A 20,256-nucleotide genomic window follows, 5' to 3' on the forward strand; every position below is an offset into this window, starting at 1 on the left:
TGATCAGCCGGTGATCGGCCGGTGATCAGCGGGAGCCGGCCGTCGATCAGCCGTCGGCCATACGGAAGTCGTACTGCGGCGGCACCGGTGTGCCGGGGTGGACGGCGAGCCAGAGGGTGTCCAGGGAGAGCTCGCCCTCGCGCATGGTGTCGACCCGGATGCCCTCGGCCAGCAGGCGCCGGACGAGGTCGTCGTCGCCGGAGGCGTGCGCCGCCTCCGCCTCGGCCAGCCGGATCCGCCCGTGCGCCCGGTCGGCCGGGGAGAGGTCCGCGATCAGCGCGAGCGCGTCGGCGGGGCGCCCGGCGCGCCGCAGCGACTCCAGCGTCTCGATCGTCAGCTCCCGCAGTTCGGGCCGGAGTCGGTGGGCGGCGTGCAGGAGGTCGGCGGCCTCCTTCGGGTCCGGGGTGAGGAGGGCGAGCGAGCGCAGCGCCCAGGGCGAGGCCTGCGCGGCGACGGAGCGTTCGAAGGCCTCGCGCGCGGACTCCCGCTCCCCGGCCGCCAGGCGCAGCAGCCCGAGCTGGTACAGCGCGTGCCAGTCGGTGGCGCTGTCCTCCAGCAGCAGCCGCCAGTGCGCCCCGGTGACCGGCTCGGCCGGCGGGTCGCAGACCGGGAGCGTGCCGGTCCCGAGGAGTCGGCGCCAAGGTTCCTGGGCGGCCGCCGGCTCGCCGAAGGGCAGGAGGGGCGAGGCGGGCAGGGCGCCGGCCTCGATCTCCAGCGCGGCCCAGCCGTCGCCCCGGGACAGCACCTCCTCGGGCTCGCCGAACCGGTCGGCGAACGCGTCGGCCCGTTCCAGCTCCAGTGGCGGGACCAGCCGGTCCAGCGCCTCGCCGGCGGCCTGCCGGGCGCCTTCCCAACTCCCGTGCACCGCAGCAGGATCGACCTGCAGCAGCCCGTACGCCTCGGTCCAGGACCAGGTGGCGCCGGCCGGCATCGGCAGGTGTTCCAGCTGGGTGCGGGCGAGGCCCGCCTGGATCTCCAGGTAGCCGGTGCCCGGGCCGGAGAGCCACTCCTGCCAGTGCCTGCCGCCGGTGCCGGTGCCCCAGCAGAACAGCTTGCGGCCGCGCAGCCGGGCGGTGGAGGTCTGGACGAGGCCGGTGCCGGCGCGGTCCAGTGCGGCGATCCAGGGGCGGCGGCCGGCGGGGAGGTCGAGGAAGTAGTCGGCGGCGCGCAGGGCCCGGCCGGGGTAGCTGCGGTCGGCGCCGTCGACCTGCGGGAAGGGCACCCGGCGCAGGTCGCTGACGTAGTCGCAGTGGAAGGCGTGGTCGGCCGGGCCGAGGACGCGGACGTCCCGGTCCTCGGGCACGGCGATGTTGGACCACCAGTACACCGGCGTCTCGGCCGGCGAGGGGTTGTGCACGGCGATGCGGACGTACAGCACCGGGGAGCCGGCGGGAAGCCAGGCGTCCATCCGCAGGACCAGGCGCCGCAGCCGCTCGAAGGCGTACATCCGCAGGCCGGGGGTGCCGTCGGGCGCGGTCACCCGGGCGGCGTGCAGCGGCTCGCAGGTCAGCGGCCAGTGCCCGGTGGTGCCGAGGTTCCACTCCACGCCGCCGGCCAGCCAGGCGTCCCGCAGGGCGAGGTTGGCGGGCTGGAGGATCGGGTTGCGGTGCAGCAGCTCCCGTCCGCCCGGCCGGTGGACCAGCGACCACAGCCGCCCGCCGAGGGAGGGCAGGAAGGTGGCGGTGAGGTGCTCGTTCTCCAGGACCACGCACGGGAGTTCGCGCTCGGCGCGGACGCGGTCGTACCCGCCCTGCCGGGTGTACGGGAGCAGGGTGTCCGGCACCCCGTACGCCAGGTTGCGGCGCATCTCGTCGTCGACCCCGGCGCCCGCGCCGGTCTGCCGGGGCAGGCCGTGCAGGATCGGCAGGGTGCCGCCGACCGGATCGGGGGTGCCGACGATGCGGAGCAGGTCGGTGCGCAGGGTCGAGGTCACTTGCCGATCCCAACTGTCATGCCCTGGATGATCCGCGAGCCCATCCAGGAGAAGAGCGCGATCATCGGGGCGAGGATGATGCAGACCCCGGCGAACATGGTGCCGAAGTCCAGGCCGTTGAACTGCTGTGCCGCGACGAACGAGGAGAGCGCCACCGGGAGGGTGACCGTCCCCTGACTGTTCGTCAGGACCAGGGCGAACAGAGTCTCGTTCCAGGCGGTGACGAACTGCAGCAGGAAGGCGGTGACCAGCCCGCCGCGGGCGACCGGGAGCACCACCAGGACGAAGGTGCGCAGCGGGCCGGCGCCGTCCAGGACGGCGGCCTCCTCCAGCACGCCGGGGATGCCGCGGAAGAAGCCGGTCAGCAGGAAGACCGTGAACGGCATCGCCAGTCCGACGTAGACCAGCCCCAGGCCGAGGTCGCTGTCGGTCAGGCCGACCCGGGACAGGCCGACGAACAGCGGCACCACCAGCACCTGGCCGGGCACGCCGAGGCCCATCGCGAAGGCCGTCGTCAGCGCCGAGGCGGTCCGCGAGCGGCGCCGGGCGAGGGCGTACGCGCAGGGGGCGGCGAGGGCCACGGCGACCACGGAGGAGAGTCCGGCGGTGAGCACGCTGTTGAGGGCCGCCCGCGCGAAGCCGCCCTCGTCGAGCGCGGTGGTGTAGTTCCCGGTCTGCGGGCTGGTCGGCAGGCCGAAGCCGTGGCGCAGGATGTCGGGGCCGCTGCGCAGCGAGGTCAGGAGGATCCACAGGACCAGCAGCAGGTCGGCGGCGACGACGGTCCAGACGGCGGCCGTGCCGATCCTGCTCGCGAGTCCGGTGGGTCGGTTACTGCGTCGCACGGGTGGTGACCTTTCCGGTTGCGGTGTGGGGGCCGGGACACGACCGGCCGGGACGCGGCGGGTCAGTACTCGATCGGCTCGCGGCGCAGCAGGCGGCGCAGCACGACGGTGATCAGCGTGACCATGGCCAGGCTGACGATCGCGGCGGCGGTGGCCGTGCCCAGCCGGGGGACGGTGCCCTGCGGGAAGGCCTCGGCGTACACGTACACGGCGGTGTTCCAACTGCTCACCGGCGGATAGGCGTTGGTGCTGCCGCCGTAGAGCAGGATCAGTTCGAAGATCTTCACCGAGCTGACGGTCCAGAGCACCGCGCAGACCGCGATGACGTCCCAGGCGCACGGCAGGGTGACGTGCCGGAAGCGCTGGAAGGGGCCGGCGCCGTCGAGTTCGGCCGCCTCGTAGAGGTGATCGGGGATCTGGTCGACGGCCGCCATGATGATCGAGGTGTAGTAGCCGGTCGCCGTCCAGACCAGGGTGCCCAGGACCATCGGGAGCAGGTTGTCCGTCGCCAGCCACTTGGGCGGCGTGGTCACCCCGAACAGCTCCAGGGCCCGGTTCACCGGGCCGGTGGGCGAGAAGAGGAACCCGGCGGCGATGCCGAAGACCATGCCGTTGACCAGCGACGGGAAGAACAGCACCGAGCGGGCGAAGAGCCTGGCCCGCATCTCGCGCAGCACCAGGGTCAACGCGAAGCTCAGCACGAAGGTGATCGTGCCGCCGATGACCATCAGTTCGAGGGTGTTGAACAGGGAGGTGCGAAACCGCGGGTCGCGGAACAGCAGGGTGTAGTTCTGCAGGCCGCGCCAGTCCATCCCGCCCATGCCGTCCCACCGGTGCAGGCTGGTCCACAGGGCGTAGCCGACCGGGGCGACGAACAGCACCGCGTACACGAGCAGCGCGGGCGCGGCGAACGGCCAGAACACCCGGCGGCGTTGGCGCTCCAGCGGGCCGACGCCGACCCGGGGGGCGCGCTCGGACCGGCCGCGGGCGGTGCCCGTCCGGGGCGGGTCGTCGATCGTCGTCGCCACCGTCAGCCCTGGGTCTGCCAGTAGGTGACCTGGTCGGCCCTGCACTTGGCGACGAACCGGGCGGCCGTGCTCTTGCCGTGCCAGAGGTCCAGGTAGTTCTCGTTCAGGACCTTGGGCAGCCAGCTGCCGCCCACGCCGTCGAAGCTGAGGCGCAGGGTCGGGGCCTCCAGGGTCTTCTGGACGTCGGCCAGTTCGGCCGGGGCGGGGATGTCGCTGCGCGGGGTGATGTTCAGCGCGGTGGTGGAGATCCCGGACAGGTGCTTCTTCTGCAGGAAGAAGGCGATGAACTTCTGCGCGGCGGCCGCGTTCCTGGCCCGCTTGGGGATCGCGAAGCCGAACAGGCCGGCGTCCGGGGTCTTCGCGGTGGGCGGCAGGATCGAGGCCATCTTCCAGCCGGCCGGGACCTGCTGGGCGACCTCGGAGGTGACGTAGTTGCCGTCCATGTAGAAGGCGGCCTTGCCGGCCGTCCAATTGGTCTCCTGCGCGGGGAACTTGGTGGCGTCGTAGCCCTCGATCAGGTGGCCGCCCCTGACCAGCTGCTCCACCTGCTGGGCGGCGGCGAGGACCGCCGGGTTGTCCCAGGCCGCGCCGGACCTGTCGGCGGAGAGCTCGGCGACGTTCACCCCGGCGCCGTTGAGCAGGTAGTCGAGGAACAGCCCGTTGGTCCACGGGTCCTCGCCCTCGGAGGCGATGCAGGCCTTTCCGGCCGCATTCAGGGCGTCGCAGACCCCGAGCAGGCCGGCCCAGTCGGTGGGCGGGGCCGGCATGGCCGCGGCGACCGCCGGGTCGGCCGCGTTGTAGAACATCGCGTTGGTGACCACCTCGTACGGGATCACGTAGTGGTTCGAGCCGGACGGGTCCTTCGGCAGCATGTCGAAGTACTTGGCCGGGATGACGTGGGAGACCGGGACGTCCTCCCCCGGCACCTGCAGCTGCAGGACCGGCGAGAGGTCCAGGGCCTGGCCGGCCGCCGCGGTGGTGCCGTAGACCTTGTCGTCGGACTCGTCCCACAGGTCCGGCGCCTGGTTGGCGGCGATCGCCGGGCCGATCTTCTTGGCGATGTCCCGGCCCGCCCAGGTGACGCTCACCTTGGCGCCGGTGGTGGCGGTGAAGTCGTCGATCGCGGCCTTGATCACCTTGGCCTGCGGCTCGTCCGCGCGCCACATCGACCAGTAGGTGAAGCCGCCGGAGGCCTTGGCGTCGCTCCCCGAGCCGCTGCCGCAGGCGCTCACGCCGAGCACGAGCGCGGCGGCGGTGGCCGCGCCGACGATGCGGGCAGCGGACATCGTTGTTCTCCCCATGGGTGGTTCCTCTCGGAGGCGCGCGATGCCGCGCGGACGTTTCGTCAGCCGGGGCCCGACGGACGGCGGGGAGCGGCTGGTTGGCTGGGACGATACGGTCGGGTTGACCGGTAAATCAAGAGTCCTTGCAGAATCGACTTCCGGCCCGTGGCGCTCCGGTCGAGTCCTGCCGACGGAACCTCACGTCACGGTCGGGACAAGGGCTGCAATCGGTCTTGACGTCCCTTCAGCGCTGCCCTACGTTTCACCGGAAGCAAGTTGACCGGTCAATGCGAGGTATCCATCCATGGTGACGATGCAGGACGTGGCCGAGCGTGCCGGGGTCACGAAGCAGACCGTCTCCAACGTCATCCGGGGGCGGGGGGCGGTGGGCCCGGCGACCGCGGCCCGGGTGCGAGCTGCGATCGAGGAGCTGGGGTACACCCCCAACCTGGTCGCGCGCTCCCTCGCCACCGGCGCCACCCGGACGGTCGGCCTGTTCGTCCCCACCGTGACGGGCTCCTTCTACGCGGACATCGTCGAGGAGGTCGAGGACGTCCTCGACGCGAACGGCTACCACCTGCTGCTCTGCACCACCCGGCTCGACGGCGAGCGCGCCAAGCGGCACCTGGCCGGGCTGACCAGCCGCTCGGTCGACGCGCTGCTGATCGCCGGCGACCGGGACCTCATCGACCACCTGCCGCTGCTCGCCGAGGCGTCCTTCCCGGTCGCCCTGTGCGCCTGGGAGACCGACGCCCCCGACCGCTTCCCGGTGGTCACCATCGACTACGAGCGGGCGGGCTTCCTCGCCGGGCGCCACCTACGCGAGCTCGGACACGAACGCGTCGCCGTGCTCGCCAGCCCCGACCACGGCCCACGGGTGGCCGGCTTCCGGCGCGCCTTCGCCGCCGACGGCCTGACCGTCCCCGACGAGGCCGTCCACACGGCGCCCGAGCCCACCCCCGCGGGCGGCTTCGCGGCGGCGACGACGGCGCTGACGGCCGACCCCGGCATCACCGCGCTGTTCGCCACCCACGACGTCCTCGCCCTCGGCGCCCTGGAGGCCGCCCGGGCTGCCGGGCGCTCCGTCCCGCACGACCTGTCGATCGTCGGGCACGACGACAACCCGGAGGTCGGGGTGGCCCGGCCGGCCCTCACCAGCGTGGCCATCCCCAAGCGGGAGATGGCCCGGGAGGCGGTCGAGCTGCTGCTGCGCGCCCTCACCCGCTCGGGCAGCCCGGCCAACTCGATCCAGCTGCTGCGCCCCGAACTGGTCGTCCGGGCCAGCACCGGCCCCGTCGGCGGGCGCTGACCCGGCCCACCGGCCCACCGGCCCGCGGCTCCCGCTGCGAGCAGTTCCGCGCAAAGATCGTCCCACGCGCGGGCGGCACTAGACTTCCGTCATGCTCAAAGCTGACCGCACCTCCCGGATCCTCGCGCACCTCACCGAGACGGGCAGCGCCGACGTGCACGAGCTGGCCGAGCTCCTGCAGGTGTCGGCGGCCACCGTCCGCCGTGACCTGCAGGAGCTGCACGACCAGGGACTGCTGCACCGCACCCGCGGCGGGGCGGTCACCGGCGCCGTCAACCTCGAACTGCCGCTGCGCCACAAGCACGGCACGCGGCAGGCGGAGAAGCGGCGGATCGCGCTGACGGCGGACCGGCTGGTGCCGGACGGCGCGGTGGTGGGCCTCACCGGCGGCACCACGACGAGCGAGCTGGCCCGGGTGCTCGCCGAGCGCGGCGGGATCACCATCGTCACCAACGCCGTGAACATCGCGGCCGACCTGATCGTCCGGCCGGACGTCCGCCTGGTGGTGGTCGGCGGCATCGCCCGCACCACCAGCTACGAACTGGTGGGGCCGGCCGCCGACCGGATGCTCGCCCAGTACCACCTCGATCTCGCCTTCATCGGCGTGGACGGGCTGACCGCCCAGGAGGGCTGCACCACGCACGACGAGATGGAGGCCCAGACCGACCGCGCCTTCCTGCACAGCAGCGCGCGGGCGGTGGTGCTGGCCGACAGCACCAAGATCGGCCGGGTCACCTTCGCCAAGATCTGCCCGCTCGCCGATGTCCACGACCTGGTCACCGACGACGAGGTGACGGCCGATCAGGAGGAGGCGATCGCCGGCTGCGGAGTGCGGGTCCTGCGCGCCTGACTCCCGTGCACCCGAAGCCCGGCCGGAGCCGCCCCGGCCGGGCTTTCTGCTGTCCGGCCGGTTGACATGGACTCCTCGACGCAGCAAGCTCGTTCGGAACTGCTCGAAAAAAGCTTCCTTCAAGCATCTCAGATCAACAGATCAAGCGCGTACGAAGGCGGTAACTGCGGTGAAGACACGTGTGCTGGCCCTCTCCACGGCGTGCGCCCTCGGCGCCCTCGCCCTCACCGCCTGCGGAAGCGGCAGTGGCGGAGGCGGCGGCGGGGCGGACGCCGACGGCAAGGTGACACTCAAACTGGTCGCCGCCGACTACGGCGACAAGGAGTCCAACAGCTCGAAGACCTACTGGAACGACGTCGCCACCGCGTTCACCGCGGCCAATCCGGACATCAAGGTCGACGTCCAGGTGGTGAACTGGAACGACATCGACAAGCAGGTCAAGACGATGATCCAGAGCGGCAACGTGCCGGACGTCCTGCAGACCGGCGGCTACGCCGACAAGGTCGCCGACGACCTCCTCTACAAGTCCGAGGACGTGCTGTCGCCCGCCACCCGGGCCGACCTCATCGACAGCTTCGCCAAGGCCGGTGAGGTCAAGGGCGTGCAGTACGGCATCCCGTTCGTCTCCTCCTCCCGCGCCCTGTTCTACAACAAGACCGTCCTCCAGCAGGCGGGCATCGACCAACCGCCCACCACCTGGGAGGAGTTGCGCAAGGACGCCGAACAGATCAAGGCCAGGGTGCCCGGCGTCACCCCGTACGCGCTGCCGCTCGGCCCGGAGGAGGCACAGGGCGAGAGCATGCTCTGGGAGCTCGGCAACGGCGGCGGCCCCACCGGCAAGGACGGCGCCTACACCCTGAACAGCCAGGCCGACATCGACACCTTCGGCTGGCTCAAGGCCAACCTGGTCGGCCCCGGCCTCACCTACCCCAACCCGGCCACCACCGACCGCAAGACCGCCTTCGCCGACTTCGCGGCGGGCAAGGCCGCCATGCTCAACGGCCACCCGTCCCTGATCCGGATGGCCACGGCGGGCAAGGTCGACTACGGCGTCGTCCCCGTCCCCGGCAAGGCGGGCCCGCTCGCCTCCACGCTGGGCGTGGCCGACTGGATGATGGCCTTCAAGAAGAACGGGCACCGCGACCAGATCAGGAAGTTCCTCGACTTCGCGTACACCAAGGACAACCTGCTGAAGTTCGACGAGACCTACAACCTGATGCCGGTCACCCAGAGCGCCCTGAGCGACATGACCGCGAGCGGCAGGCACAAGGACCTCGAACCGTTCTTCGCCCTGCTGCCGCACGCCGTCTTCTACCCGCTCGGCGACACCAGCTGGGACGCGGTCTCCGCCGAGCTCAAGAAGGGCATCGGCGCCGCCGTCTCGGGTGACCCGGCGAAGGTCCTCGGCGAGCTGCAGAAGAAGGCCCAGGACGCCGTCGCGAACAAGTAGCGGCCCGCACGAGGCCCGTGAGCCCGCGCACCCGCACACCCGCGAGCCCGCAGACCCGGGAAGACCCGCGAAACCCGAGCACCCGCGCAGCCCTGGAAAGGCACCCCCGTGACCACCGACTTCCGGTCGGCGCACGCCACCCCCGCGCGCCGCCCCGCACCCCCGGGCCCCCGCCCGCCCCGCCCCGCGGCGCGGGGTTCCCGCCCGGGCGGGCTCGGCCCGCTGCCCTGGATCGCCCCGGCCGTCCTGCTGATCCTCGCCGTCGTGCTGTGGCCCGTCTACGAGATGGTCCGCACCTCCTTCCTGCGCATCAGCACCAGCGGCTTCGTCCGGGGCTCCGCCGGTTCGGACAAGTACCGCAAGCTGTTCGGCGAGACCGACCTCGGCCACGTCCTGCTCGCCACGGTGGTCTGGACGGCCGCCGTGGTCGGCCTGACCATGCTGCTCTCGCTCGGCCTCGCCCAGCTGTTCGACCAGCGCTTCCCGGGCCGCCGGTACGCCCGCTGGGCCCTGATCGCCCCCTGGGCCGCGTCCGTGCTGATGACCTCCATCGGCTTCAAGTGGATGCTCGACCGGACCGCCGGCGTGCTCAACACCGCCATGACCGACCTCGGACTGGTCGACGGCCCCCGGGACTGGCTCGGCGACCCCTCGACGGCCTGGCCCTGGATGGTGTTCGTCGCCGTCTTCGTGTCGCTGCCGTTCACCACCTACACCCTGCTCGCCGGCCTGCAGACCGTCCCCGCCGAGCTGTACGAGGCGGCCCGGGTGGACGGCGCCTCGCCCTGGCAGACCTACCGGCGGATCACCCTGCCGCTGCTGCGCCCGGCGTTCCTGGTCGGCGTCGTCATCAACCTGATCAACGTCTTCAACTCCTTCCCCGTCATCTGGGGCATGACCCAGGGCGGCCCGGGCAGCGACACCGCCACCAGCACGGTGTTCACGTACCAGCTGAAGAGCACCGACATCGGCGAGTCCGCGGCCATGTCGGTGGTCAACTTCGCGCTGGTGGTGCTGATGGTCCTGGTCTTCCTGAAGGTCAGCCGCTGGAACGGGGAGGAGAGTTGAGAGCCCGGCGCGGGGGCGGCCGGATCCGGCCGCGCACCGTCGTGCTCGCCGCCGTCGCCTGGCTGCTGGCGGCCGTCTTCCTGCTCCCGTACCTGGAGATGGTCGTCACCGCGCTGCGCCCGGCCGACGAACTGCGCGACGCGGGCTACCTGCCGCGCCACTTCGCCTGGTCGAACTTCGTCGGCGTGTGGCGCGACTCGACCCTCGGCGGGAACCTGCGGGTCACCCTGCTGGTCGCCGGCGGCGCGACCCTGCTGGCCCTGCTGGTCGCCCTGCCCGCCGCGTACTACACCGCCCGGGTCCGGTACCGGGGCCGGCGGCTCTTCCTGCTGCTCGTCCTGGTCACCCAGATGTTCCAGCCGACCTCGCTGCTGGTGGGCCTCTACCGCGAGTTCTACCGGCTCGACATGCTCAACTCGGTCTGGACCCTGATCCTCTGCAACGCCGCGTTCAACCTGGCCTTCGCGGTCTGGATCCTCACCGCCTACATCGCTTCCATCCCGGTGGAGTTGGAGGAGGCCGCGCTGCTCGACGGCCTCGGCCGGCTCGGCGCGCTGCGCCGGGTGGTCCTGCCGCTGGCCATGCCCGGCGTGGTCACCGCGGTGATCTTCACCTTCATCTCGGCCTGGAACGAGTTCGTGATGGGCCTGACCCTGTCCACCGAGCCGCGGAGCCAGCCGCTCACCGTCGGGATCAACAGCTTCATCGGCAACTACACCGTCGAGTGGAACTACCTGTTCGCCGGATCGGTCGTCGCGATCGTGCCGGTCGTGGTGCTGTTCGCCCTGATCGAGCGGCACGTGGTCTCCGGACTGACCGCCGGATCGGTCAAGTAGCCGGTCACGCCCACGGGTCGAACACCCCCGTCCCTCCGAAGGAGCCCGCCGCATGACCTCCGCCACGCCCGCCGGCGCCGCCGCCACGCCCTCCCACACCGCCGCCGAGATCGCCTCGCAGCCGGACTGCTGGCGCCGCGCCGCCGACGCCCTGCCCCGGTACGCCGACGCGTTGCCCCGCCGCGGCGAGCGGGTCGCCGTCGTCGGCTGCGGCACCTCCTGGTTCATGGCCCAGGCCTACGCCGCCCTGCGCGAGGGCGGCGGCCACGGGACCACGGACGCCTTCGCCGCCTCGGAGTTCCCGCCCGGCCGCGCGTACGACCGGATCCTGGCCCTCTCCCGCTCCGGCACCACGACCGAGGTGCTCGACCTGCTCGGCCACGCCCGGACGGCCGCGGTGCCCACCACCGCCGTCACCGCCGACCCGGCCACCCCGGTCATGGCGCTCGCCGACGCCGTCGCCGTGCTCGACTTCGCGGACGAGCGCTCGGTGGTGCAGACCCGCTTCGCCACCAGCGTCCTCGCCCTGCTGCGGGCCCACCTGGAGGCCGAGGGCGCCCGGCCGGACTGCGTCCGCCCGCTGGCCCGGGCCGTCCTGGACGCCGAACGCGCCGTCACGGCGCCGCTGCCCGAAGGGCTGTGCGGCGCCGAGCAGTTCACCTTCCTCGGGCGCGGCTGGACGTACGGGCTGGCGCTGGAGGCCGGGCTGAAGATGCGCGAGGCGGCGGGCGCCTGGACGGAGGCGTACCCGGCGATGGAGTACCGGCACGGCCCGATCAGCATCGCCGCGCCGGGCCGGGTGACCTGGGTGTTCGGCCCGGCGCCCGCCGGACTCGCCGAGGACATCACCCGGGCCGGCGCCCTGCTGGTCGCCGAGTCCGGCGACGCCGCGGCGGAGTCGGACCCGCTGGCCGACCTGGTCCGGGCTCAGCGGCTGGCCGTCGCGGTGGCCGGGTCGCGCGGCGTCGACCCGGACCGGCCGCGCCACCTCACCCGGTCGGTCGTCCTCGGCGACCGGCAGCGGACCTGACCGGCACCGGACCTGACCGCCGCCCGGGCCGGCCACGCTCCCGCACCGCTCCCCCGCCCCAGCCGACGAAGGAGAACCCCGTGCGCCTACTCCGCCCCCATCTCCGAAGGGCCGCCCTCGCAGCGGCCCTGACCAGCCTCGCCGCCGTCGCCGGGCCGGCCCTCCCGGCCCGGGCGGCCGCCCCCGCCTCCGCCGTCCTCGACCAGGGCCACCAGAGCACCACCTGGCAGAGCCCGGCGTACGCCAAGGGGACGCTCGGCGGCGCCGGCAGCTGCCCGTCGGCCGCCCAGGACCCGGGCGGCACCGTCTGCGGCCGCTTCGACCTGACCGTCGACGTGCCGGCCGGCTACTGGGACGACAACCCGGAGGGCGGCGTCCCGATCTCGATCCAGTGGCAGGACCCCACCGAGGACTTCGACCTCTACGTCTACGACGCCGCGGGCCAGGAGGTCGCCGAGAGCGCCGGCACCGCCGACCCCGAGGCGACGGTGATCCCGAAGCCCTCCGGCACCTACCACGTCCTGGTCGTGCCCTACGACACCCACGGCGGCTCCTTCACCGGCCGCGCCTACCTGCCGCAGAGCACCGACGCGGGCGACCTGACCTCCTTCGGCGGCGGCCAGGGCAGCTACGACATCGCCGCCGGCACCCTCAAGGCGAAGGTCGACTTCCTGGCCGACGACCAGCTGCGCCTGCGCGCCGCCCCGGACGGCGTGCTCACCGACCCGGCCGGCGCCACCATCGTCCGCAAGCAGCCCGAACTCCAGCGCACCACCAGCACCTTCGACGCCGGCGACTACTACGGCATCCGCTCGAAGGACCTCGTGCTGCGGGTCTACAAGCACCCCCTGCGCTTCGGCCTCTACCGGGCCGACGACCGCACCGCCGTCTGGCAGGAGGACGCCCCGCTGCGCTGGTCCACCGGCGGCCTGCGGCAGAGCCTGGTGCGCGGCGCCGACGAGCAGTTCTTCGGCGGCGGCGAGCAGAACGGCAGCTTCTCTCATCGCGACCGGACCGTCCACGTCGCCAACAGCACCGACTGGAACGAGGGCGGCTACAACAACTCCCAGCCCTTCTACGTCTCCAGCGCCGGCTACGGCGTCTTCCGCAACACCTTCGCCCCGGGGATCTACGACTTCGGCGCGCCGGTGCGCACCGGGCAGCAGGAACGCCGCCTGGACGCCTACTACTTCACCGGGGACGTCAAGTCGGTGATCGGGCAGTACACCGCGTTGGTCGGCAAGCCCTTCATGCCGCCGGTCTACGGCCTGGAGCCCGGCGACTCCGACTGCTACCTGCACAACGCCAACCGCGGCGAGCGCCACACCACGGACGCGGTGAAGGTCGCCGACGGCTACGTGCAGAACGGGATGCCGCTCGGCTGGATGCTGGTCAACGACGGCTACGGCTGCGGCTACGAGAACCTGCCGCAGACCGGCGAGGGCCTGCGCAAGGACCACGCCCAGCTGGGCCTGTGGACCCAGAACGGCCTGCCCAACCAGTCCGAGGAGGTCAAGGCCGGGGTCCGGGTGCGCAAGCTCGACGTGGCCTGGGTCGGCAACGGCTACGACTTCGCGCTGAACGCCTGCGACCGGGCGAAGGCCGGCATCGAGGACAACAGCGACGCCCGCGGCTTCGTCTGGCTGCCCGTCTCCTGGGCCGGCGCCCAGCGTTGCGGCGTGCTGTGGAGCGGCGACCAGAGCCTGTCCTGGGACTACATCCGCTGGCAGATCCCCACGTACGCGGGCGCCACGATGTCCGGGATCGCCTACGACACCGGCGACGTCGGCTCCATCTTCCGGCGCGACCCCAAGATGTACACCCGCGACCTGCAGTGGAAGGCCTTCCTCCCGGCGATCATGACCATGGACGGCTGGGCCCGGGACATGACGGGCAAGGAGCAGCGCGACCAGCAGCCCTGGCTGGACGGTGAGCCCTACACCTCGATCAACCGCAAGTACCTGCAGCTGAAGGAGCGGCTGCTGCCGTACATGTACACCCTGTCCGCCGAGGCCACCCGGACCGGCATCGGCGCCGTGCGCCCGCTCGCCCTGGAGTACCCGCACGACCCGAACGCCCTCGGGCCGAACGCGACGTACGAGTTCCTGGCCGGGCCGGACTTCCTGGTCGCGCCGGTCTACTCGGACACCTCGGTGCGCAACGGCATCTACCTGCCGGAGGGCACCTGGACCGACTACTGGACCGGGCGCACCTACCAGGGCCCGACCACGATCGACGGCTACTCGGCGCCGCTCGACACCCTGCCGCTGTTCGTCAAGGGCGGTTCGATCGTGCCCATGTGGCCGCAGGGCACGCTGTCCTGGCAGACCCGGGACCGCTCCGAACTCGACTACGACCTCTATCCGGAGGCCCGGGGCGACTCCTCCTACACCCTGTACGAGGACGACGGCGTCACCCGGCAGTTCAGCGCCGGCGCCTCGGCCACCCAGCGGGTCGACATGCAGGTGGCCGGCCCGGTGACCGTCGTCAAGGTCGGTGCCAGCGAAGGGAGTTACTCCGACAAGCCGGCCTCCCGGGCGTACCGCTTCACGGTGCACGGCCAGTCGGCCCCGCGCCAGGTGGTCACCCGGGGCGGCCCGCTCCCCCGGCTGGCCTCGGCCGCGGCGCTCGACGCGGCCGCCGCGGGCTGGTACCACGACGCGGCGACCGGGGTGACCACGGTCAGGACGCCGAAGCTGTCCACCGACCACGGCTTCTCCGTCGAACTCATCCACGGCGGCAGCTGACCGGAGGCCGCCGACCGGCGGCCCGGCCCGGCTCCCCCGCGCGCACGGTGCGCCGCGGGGGAGCCGGGCCACGGCACCGGCGACTACCCGGCCGGTGTGGCGAGGGGGTCGGCGCGCTGGGCCTCCAGGTACTCCTCCCGGATCTCCTTGGGCCCGAACGGCCAGGCGCCCTCGACCTTCGACCAGACCAGGAAGGCGACGCCGCCGAGGGCGACCCAGGCCAGCGACCACTCGACGGGGTGCACACCCGGGTTGGCCCGGTCCGCGTAGCCGTAGATGACCAGCCAGCCGACGGCGGCCACGATGCTCGGCAGCGGGTACAGGAGCATCCGGTAGGGGCGGGCGAGGTCCGGCTGCCGTCGGCGGAGCACCGTGACGGCGGCGATCTGGGCGAGCGCCTGGACGATCACCATGACGCTGGTCAGCAGGGCGATCAGGATGCCCAGCGGCGGGTGCGCAGCGGTGTCGCCGACGTGCCGTGCGAACAGGAAGCCGGCGGCGGTGACCGTGACCATGGCGACCAGGCCGACCACCGGGAAGCCGTGCCGGGGGTGCAGCCTGGCGAAGGAGCGGAAGAACATCCCGTCCCGGGCCGCGTCGTGGGGCACCCGGGAGCCGCCGAGCAGGCCCGCGAGGACGGAGGCGAAGGCGGTGACGAGGATCAGCACCGTCACGGTGTCGGCCGCGCCCCTGCCCCAGGTCCGCTCCAGGACGGCGGAGGCGACCGACTTGGCGGCGACGTTGTCCGGGTCCAGCATGTCCCGCCAGTCGACGACGCCGAGGACGCCGATCTGCATCAGCAGGTAGACCGCCATGATGGCGGTGATCGAGTAGATGATCGCGCGGGGCATCACCCGGCCCGGGTTGCGGATCTCGGCGCCCAGGTAGGAGGCGGTGTTGTAGCCGAGGTAGTCGTAGATCCCGATGGTCAGGCCGGCGGCGAAGCCGGTCCAGAAGCCGCCGTGGGTGAGCTCGACGGCGTGGGCGGGCCAGGTGAAGGCCAGCGAGGGGTGGAAGTCGGTGAAGGAGGCCAGGATCACCGCTCCGACCGAGAGGATCATCACGATCCACATCCCGATCGTGATCACGCTGATGTCCTCGACGGTGCGCCACAGCGCCACCAGGACCAGGGCGAGCACGGCGACCCCGACGACGTCCCCCTGGAGCGTCGTCATGTCCGGCCACAGGTAGGCGAGGTACTGCACCAGGCCCTGCACGCCGGTGGACATGATCAGCGGGATGAAGAGCATGGCCGTCCAGACGAACAGGAACGGCATCAGCCGCCCGGTGCGGTACTGGAAGGCCTCGCGCAGGTACACGTAGGTGCCGCCGGCGCCGGGCAGCGAGGCGCCGAGCTCGGCCCAGACCAGGCCGTCGACCAGGGCGAGCAGCGCGCCGGCGACCCACCCGATCACGGCCTGCGGGCCGCCGAAGGCGGCGACCATCAGCGGGATCGTCACGAACGGCCCGATGCCGCACATCTGGCTCATGTTGATCGCGGTGGCCTGGAAGAGGCCGATTCTTCGGGTGAAGCCTGAGGACACGGATGGCTCCGGGGGGTGGGACCGGCCGGGGGTGAGGACCGGCCGGGACGGGGACGGGCCGGGGCGGGACGGGCGGGGAACGGGAGGGAGCCCGGGGGCGGATCGGGGCGGGGCGGCGGCCTCAGCCCTGGTACTGGACGACGATCCTGGTGAACTCGTACGGGGACTGCGGGACGCCGCTGCAGGCGTCGGCGTCCGTGCCGGAGCCGCACGCACGGTCCCGGTTGACGGACCAGAAGGCGAAGCGGGCGAGGTGGTGCTGCTTCGCGTAGCCGAGGATGGTGCGGAAGTCGGCGGTGGTGACGGTCTCCCCCGCCTCGTCGGTCTTCCCGTTCATCGAGGAGACGCCGATGTGCCGGTACGCCGCGTCGTCGCCGTAGCCGTACGCGCTCTTGACCGCCGCCTTCAGCCCGTCGAGCGCACCGACCGTCGCCTGCCCCATGGTGCCGCTGTGGCCGCCGAAGTCGAAGGGCATCACCACCCAGCCGTCGTTCGCCAGTCCCGCGGCCGCGCCCCGCTTGATGAGGTCCTTGCCGTTGGCGTCGGGTCCGCTCGGCGTGGTGCCCATGGTGACGTAGGTGACGATCCCGGGGTTCCTGGTCTTGACGATCTTCAGGGCGTCGACCACCCGCTGCCGGACCGTCGCGTTGCCGAACTCGGTGTTCTCGATGTCGATGTCGAGCGCCTTCAGCCGGTAGGCGTCGATCACCTTCTGGTACGCGCCGGCCAGGGCGCTCGCGCTGGAGCACTTCTCGCCGAGCTTGTTCCCGCTCCACCCGCCGACGGAGACCACGACGTCGCCCCCGGCCGCCCGGATCGAGTCGATCGCGGCCTGGTCGGTGCCCCCGGTGAGCGCCCGGCTGCCGTCCCACTTCGGGTTGCACCCGCCGTCGGAGAGGACGAACGCCAGCGTGAACCACTTCACCCCGGCGGCCTTCATCACGTCGGTCGGCTTCTGCGGGTTGCCCCAGCCGAGGTACTCGTACGGTGCGGCGGCCATCCCGGGGACGGTCGTCGCGGCGGGGGCGGCCGCGGCGGAGGTCACGGGGGCCAGCAGGAGCGCGGCCGGGCCGAGCGCGACGGCCAGCAGCGGGGCGGTGAGACGGACTCCGGTGGTCTTGCGCATGCCAACTCACTTTCGTCGATTCCGGGGGAACGGTGACGGCAGGTCAGGGAGGCGGGAGCGGCCCACCGGTGCGGACGGCGACGGTCCGCCGGTGGGTGTCTCACAGAATCGGGGCACCGGGCTCCGGGGTCAATGACTTTCGTTAGGAAAGTTTCCCAACTGTGCGTCAGGCCACAGCGGCACACCGACGGCCGTTCAGAGCTGCGGCGTGCGGTGCAGGGAGATCAGCAGCCGCCAGACCTGGTGGGCGATCCGCTCCGGGCCGGCCTCGATCCGGCCGTGCAGCCAGTCCCCGAGCACTCCGGTGAAGGTGCCGGCCACGGCGGCGGCCACCAGGTCGGGCTCCGGGGCGCCCGCCAGGGCCCGCTCGGTCCGGCTGCGCTCCCGCAGGTCACGGGTGAGCACCAGGCCGAGCGGTCCGCCACCGCCCGGGGTCAGCAGCGCCCGGTAGAGCGCGGCGTGCGGCACCAGTTCGACGAAGAACCCGGTCAGCGCGGGCGGCGGGGCGGCCGGGTCCGGCACACCGCGCCAGGCGTGCAGGGCGTCCACGGCCGCCCGGACCACGTCGGCGCAGGCGTCCACCGCGAGCGCGTCGAGGTCGGCGTAGTGGACGTAGAAGGTGGCCCGGCCGACCCCGGCCCGGCGCACCAGCGCGGCCACGTTGACGTCCGCCAGCGGACGTTCGGCGCACTCCTCCAGCAGCGCCCGGCGCAGCCTGGCCCGGGTGCGCTCCGCCCGGGGGTCCTGGGCGGCGCTCATCCGGCGAGCAGCACGGCGCCGAGTGCGACCGCCCCGGGCAGCGCCTGCGCCACCAGGATGCGGCGGTTCGCGGTGGCACCGCCGTACAGGCCGGCCACGACCACGCAGACCAGGAAGAAGAGCTGCGCCTGACGGCCGACCTCGCCGCCGGCGACCAGGCCCCAGACCAGCCCGGCGGCGAGGAAGCCGTTGTAGAGCCCCTGGTTGGCGGCGAGCGGTGCGGTGGTGCGGGCGAGCGCGGCGTCGAAGCCGGACAGCCTGCGCCCCGGCCCCCGCTCCCACAGGAACATCTCCAGCACCAGGATGTACCCGTGCAGGAGGGCCACCAGGGCGACCAGGACATCGGCGGTCACGCGCATCTTCGGCTCCGGAGCTTGATCCGAACTTCATGGACAGGTGTCCACCATACCTGGACAGGTGTCCATTAAGTCCGGTCGGTCCCGCGGTCCGGCCGCCGGACCGGCCCGCCGCACCCGCCACCTTGCCGATAGGGTGCGGCCCCGGAAGCGAAGCCGGGACGGACGGGAGCACAGGAGCCGAAGGTGCGCGCGACTGCCGCGCGAACCCGGCCGCTTCGTCGGACGGGAGGCCGAACTGGCCTGGCTGGGGCGGCAGAGCGGCGCGGCCACCGGACCGGGCGCGGCAGCGCACGGCGAGGCCGGCGTGGGCGCCACTGCGGACGGCGCGCGGCTGCTGCTGCTGGTGACCTGCCCGGCCGGGGTCGGGAAGACGGCGCTCGTGCTCCGCTGGGCGCACCGGAACGCCGACGCGTTCCCGGACGGGCGGATCGGCGTCAACCTCCGCGGCTTCGACGAGACCGAGCCGTTGAGCCCCGAGGAGCCGCTCACCGAGCTGCTGCGCGGCCTCGGCGCCGACGACGGCGCCCTCCCCGCCGACCGGGACGAGCCGACCGCCTACCGCACCCTGCCGGCCGGCCTCCGGGTGCTGCTCGTGCTGGAGAACGCGCGGGACGCCGAGCAGGTGCTCCCGCTGCTGCCCGCCGAGCCCGGCTGCGCCGTGGTGGTGACCAGTCGGCACCGGCTCACCGGACTGCTCGCGCTCGACGGCGCACGGGCGCTGGCCCTGGGCTCGCTCGACGCCGAGGAGGCCTTCGGGGTGCCGGCCGGGGTCGCGGGACGGCCGCGCCCGGCCGGAGGCGCGCCACCACCGCCCGGCCCACCCGCCGACCGGCGGCACCCCGGAGTTCGCCACGTCCGCCGACGCCCTGGCCTGGTTCCGGGCCGAGGAAACCGACCGTCCGCGCCCTGATCGCCCTGGCCTGCCAGTGGGGCGCCCACCGGCACGCCTGCCGGATGGTCGAGAACGCCGGCTACCTCCACCTCGACGCGGGCCTGTTCCGCGCCTGGGAGGAGGCGGCCCGACAGGCCCTGACGGCCGCCGAGACCGCCGGCACCGCCGCCGACTGGCCGCACCTGTACTCCGACCACTGATGTACGACCGGGGCGTGGTGGCCGAGGCGCGCCGGCGCTGGGAGCGGGCCCTGGAACTCGCCGCCGGGCAGGGGCGGATGACCCGTCAGGTGGAGCTGGTGCAGGCCCGGCCGGCCCGCTGCTCCCCGCGGAGTAGTCGTCAGCCGCTCCACGAGGTGGTCGTGGTCGTGGTCGTCCGGGTGGCGCCTCCCGCACCGGCGGTCCGGCCCGCCGGGGCGGCCGGCCGCAGGAAGTCGGGCTCGGAGCCCGCGGTGGTCGTCCGCACGCCCGGGGCGGTGGTGCCGCTCGCCGGAGCGGTCGAGGTTCGCAGCGCGGCCGGGCCGGCCGGGGCCGCCGGGGCCCGGTGTGCGCTGGTGGTGCGGCGGGCGGCGGGGGCCGCGGTCACCGCCGGGGACTCGTCACCGCCCGGGGTGACCCGCTCGATCCGCAGCACCAGGTTGCGGTCCTGGCGGTCGCCCGCCGCGTCGCGGTTGCGGCTGTGCACGGCCTGCGTCAGCACACCCCGGATCTCCTGCCAACGACCCTGCACCGCACGGATGTTGGGGCACCACTCGCCCGCATGGCAGTGCTCCAGGTCGAGCTGCCAGCGCTCCGCCTCGACGAGGTGAACGGCGCCGACCTCGCCGGGGACCTCCACCGGCGCGGCACCCGGGACGGTCACCACCACCCGCTGCGGGAACCGCCCCTCCACAGCCGTCACCGTGATCCGGCTCGCCCCCTGGTACCAGGCCATCGCTGTCCTCTCCTCGTCCGTCCTCGCCCAGACCGCCGACCGCTGCCGCCGATCACCGACTGCCGATCACCGGCTCCCGGTTCCCGGCCGGCCTCAACCGGTTGCACGGACGGCGCCCCCTCCCGGGTTCGATCCGCCCCGATCCGATCTGAACCGTTCCTACTGACTGTGTATGAGTTGCACGGCCGGACGCCCCGAACGGTCTTGGGTGTCCTGGTCTCCCGCGTTCGCTCCCACGGTCGGCGGCGCGCATCGTGTGCGCGGTCC

General features: G+C 73.0%; 18 protein-coding genes. 9 read left to right on the top strand and 9 right to left on the bottom strand.

Features of this window, described 5'->3' with window-relative positions; genetic code table 11:
* Positions 1–46 precede the first annotated feature (46 nt).
* The 4 genes from ACIGG8_RS22800 to ACIGG8_RS22815 form a co-directional block, all read right to left on the bottom strand.
* Complete coding sequence (locus ACIGG8_RS22800) at positions 47–1,933, bottom strand: DUF5107 domain-containing protein (protein WP_396550275.1); 1,887 nt, start codon at positions 1,931–1,933, stop codon at positions 47–49.
* Positions 1,930–2,775, bottom strand: a complete 846-nt coding sequence (locus ACIGG8_RS22805) for a carbohydrate ABC transporter permease (RefSeq protein WP_396550277.1) — start codon at positions 2,773–2,775, stop codon at positions 1,930–1,932. The genes ACIGG8_RS22800 and ACIGG8_RS22805 overlap by 4 nt, the downstream gene beginning before the upstream one ends.
* A 62-nt stretch (positions 2,776–2,837) precedes the next feature.
* Complete coding sequence (locus ACIGG8_RS22810) at positions 2,838–3,803, bottom strand: carbohydrate ABC transporter permease (RefSeq protein WP_396550279.1); 966 nt, start codon at positions 3,801–3,803, stop codon at positions 2,838–2,840.
* A 2-nt stretch (positions 3,804–3,805) separates the two neighbouring features.
* Positions 3,806–5,089 (bottom strand): ABC transporter substrate-binding protein, encoded by a 1,284-nt coding sequence (locus ACIGG8_RS22815; RefSeq protein WP_396550281.1) that lies wholly within the window; start codon positions 5,087–5,089, stop codon positions 3,806–3,808.
* A gap of 301 nt (positions 5,090–5,390) precedes the next feature.
* On the opposite strand from ACIGG8_RS22815, the gene ACIGG8_RS22820 reads away from it, so the two are divergent.
* From ACIGG8_RS22820 to ACIGG8_RS22850, 7 genes are all read left to right on the top strand, one after another.
* Positions 5,391–6,395 carry a LacI family DNA-binding transcriptional regulator gene (locus tag ACIGG8_RS22820; RefSeq protein ID WP_396550283.1) on the top strand — a complete coding sequence of 335 codons (1,005 nt, stop codon included), beginning with the start codon at positions 5,391–5,393 and terminating at the stop codon, positions 6,393–6,395.
* A 91-nt stretch (positions 6,396–6,486) separates the two neighbouring features.
* Positions 6,487–7,245, top strand: coding sequence for a DeoR/GlpR family DNA-binding transcription regulator (locus ACIGG8_RS22825; protein ID WP_396550285.1), 759 nt, complete (start codon positions 6,487–6,489; stop codon positions 7,243–7,245).
* A gap of 169 nt (positions 7,246–7,414) precedes the next feature.
* Positions 7,415–8,695: an extracellular solute-binding protein gene (locus tag ACIGG8_RS22830; RefSeq protein WP_396550287.1), complete on the top strand. Its 1,281-nt coding sequence runs from the start codon at positions 7,415–7,417 to the stop codon at positions 8,693–8,695.
* Positions 8,696–8,803: 108 nt separating this feature from the next.
* Complete coding sequence (locus ACIGG8_RS22835; protein ID WP_396550288.1) at positions 8,804–9,763, top strand: carbohydrate ABC transporter permease; 960 nt, start codon at positions 8,804–8,806, stop codon at positions 9,761–9,763.
* Positions 9,760–10,599 (top strand): carbohydrate ABC transporter permease, encoded by an 840-nt coding sequence (locus tag ACIGG8_RS22840; protein ID WP_396550290.1) that lies wholly within the window; start codon positions 9,760–9,762, stop codon positions 10,597–10,599. Before ACIGG8_RS22835 ends, ACIGG8_RS22840 begins: the two co-directional genes overlap by 4 nt.
* 52 nt (positions 10,600–10,651) lie before the next feature.
* Positions 10,652–11,629, top strand: a complete 978-nt coding sequence (locus ACIGG8_RS22845; protein ID WP_396550292.1) for an SIS domain-containing protein — start codon at positions 10,652–10,654, stop codon at positions 11,627–11,629.
* 80 nt (positions 11,630–11,709) lie between these two features.
* Positions 11,710–14,376 carry a TIM-barrel domain-containing protein gene (locus tag ACIGG8_RS22850; RefSeq protein ID WP_396550294.1) on the top strand — a complete coding sequence of 889 codons (2,667 nt, stop codon included), beginning with the start codon at positions 11,710–11,712 and terminating at the stop codon, positions 14,374–14,376.
* An 83-nt stretch (positions 14,377–14,459) separates the two neighbouring features.
* On the opposite strand, the gene ACIGG8_RS22855 is transcribed toward ACIGG8_RS22850, so the two are convergent.
* From ACIGG8_RS22855 to ACIGG8_RS22870, 4 genes are all read right to left on the bottom strand, one after another.
* Positions 14,460–15,866, bottom strand: coding sequence for an APC family permease (locus ACIGG8_RS22855; RefSeq protein WP_396550310.1), 1,407 nt, complete (start codon positions 15,864–15,866; stop codon positions 14,460–14,462).
* A 175-nt stretch (positions 15,867–16,041) separates the two neighbouring features.
* On the bottom strand, positions 16,042–17,046 hold the full coding sequence (locus ACIGG8_RS22860; protein ID WP_396550295.1) for a chitinase: 1,005 nt from the start codon (positions 17,044–17,046) through the stop codon (positions 16,042–16,044).
* Between the two features lie 195 nt (positions 17,047–17,241).
* Entirely contained in the window at positions 17,242–17,805 is a 564-nt protein-coding gene (locus ACIGG8_RS22865; protein ID WP_396550297.1) for a TetR family transcriptional regulator, read from the bottom strand.
* Entirely contained in the window at positions 17,802–18,164 is a 363-nt protein-coding gene (locus tag ACIGG8_RS22870) for a DUF1304 domain-containing protein (RefSeq protein ID WP_350526018.1), read from the bottom strand. Before ACIGG8_RS22870 ends, ACIGG8_RS22865 begins: the two co-directional genes overlap by 4 nt.
* A 304-nt stretch (positions 18,165–18,468) precedes the next feature.
* Between ACIGG8_RS22870 and ACIGG8_RS22875 the strand changes: the two genes are divergently transcribed.
* Complete coding sequence (locus ACIGG8_RS22875) at positions 18,469–19,074, top strand: hypothetical protein (protein WP_396550299.1); 606 nt, start codon at positions 18,469–18,471, stop codon at positions 19,072–19,074.
* A 44-nt stretch (positions 19,075–19,118) separates the two neighbouring features.
* Positions 19,119–19,256 carry a hypothetical protein gene (locus ACIGG8_RS22880; RefSeq protein ID WP_396550300.1) on the top strand — a complete coding sequence of 46 codons (138 nt, stop codon included), beginning with the start codon at positions 19,119–19,121 and terminating at the stop codon, positions 19,254–19,256.
* 139 nt (positions 19,257–19,395) lie between these two features.
* On the opposite strand, the gene ACIGG8_RS22885 is transcribed toward ACIGG8_RS22880, so the two are convergent.
* Positions 19,396–19,989, bottom strand: coding sequence for a hypothetical protein (locus tag ACIGG8_RS22885; protein WP_396550302.1), 594 nt, complete (start codon positions 19,987–19,989; stop codon positions 19,396–19,398).
* Positions 19,990–20,256: the final 267 nt, after the last annotated feature.

Origin of the sequence: Kitasatospora sp. NPDC085464 (genome assembly GCF_044541955.1) — a bacterium.
Classification (GTDB): domain Bacteria; phylum Actinomycetota; class Actinomycetes; order Streptomycetales; family Streptomycetaceae; genus Kitasatospora.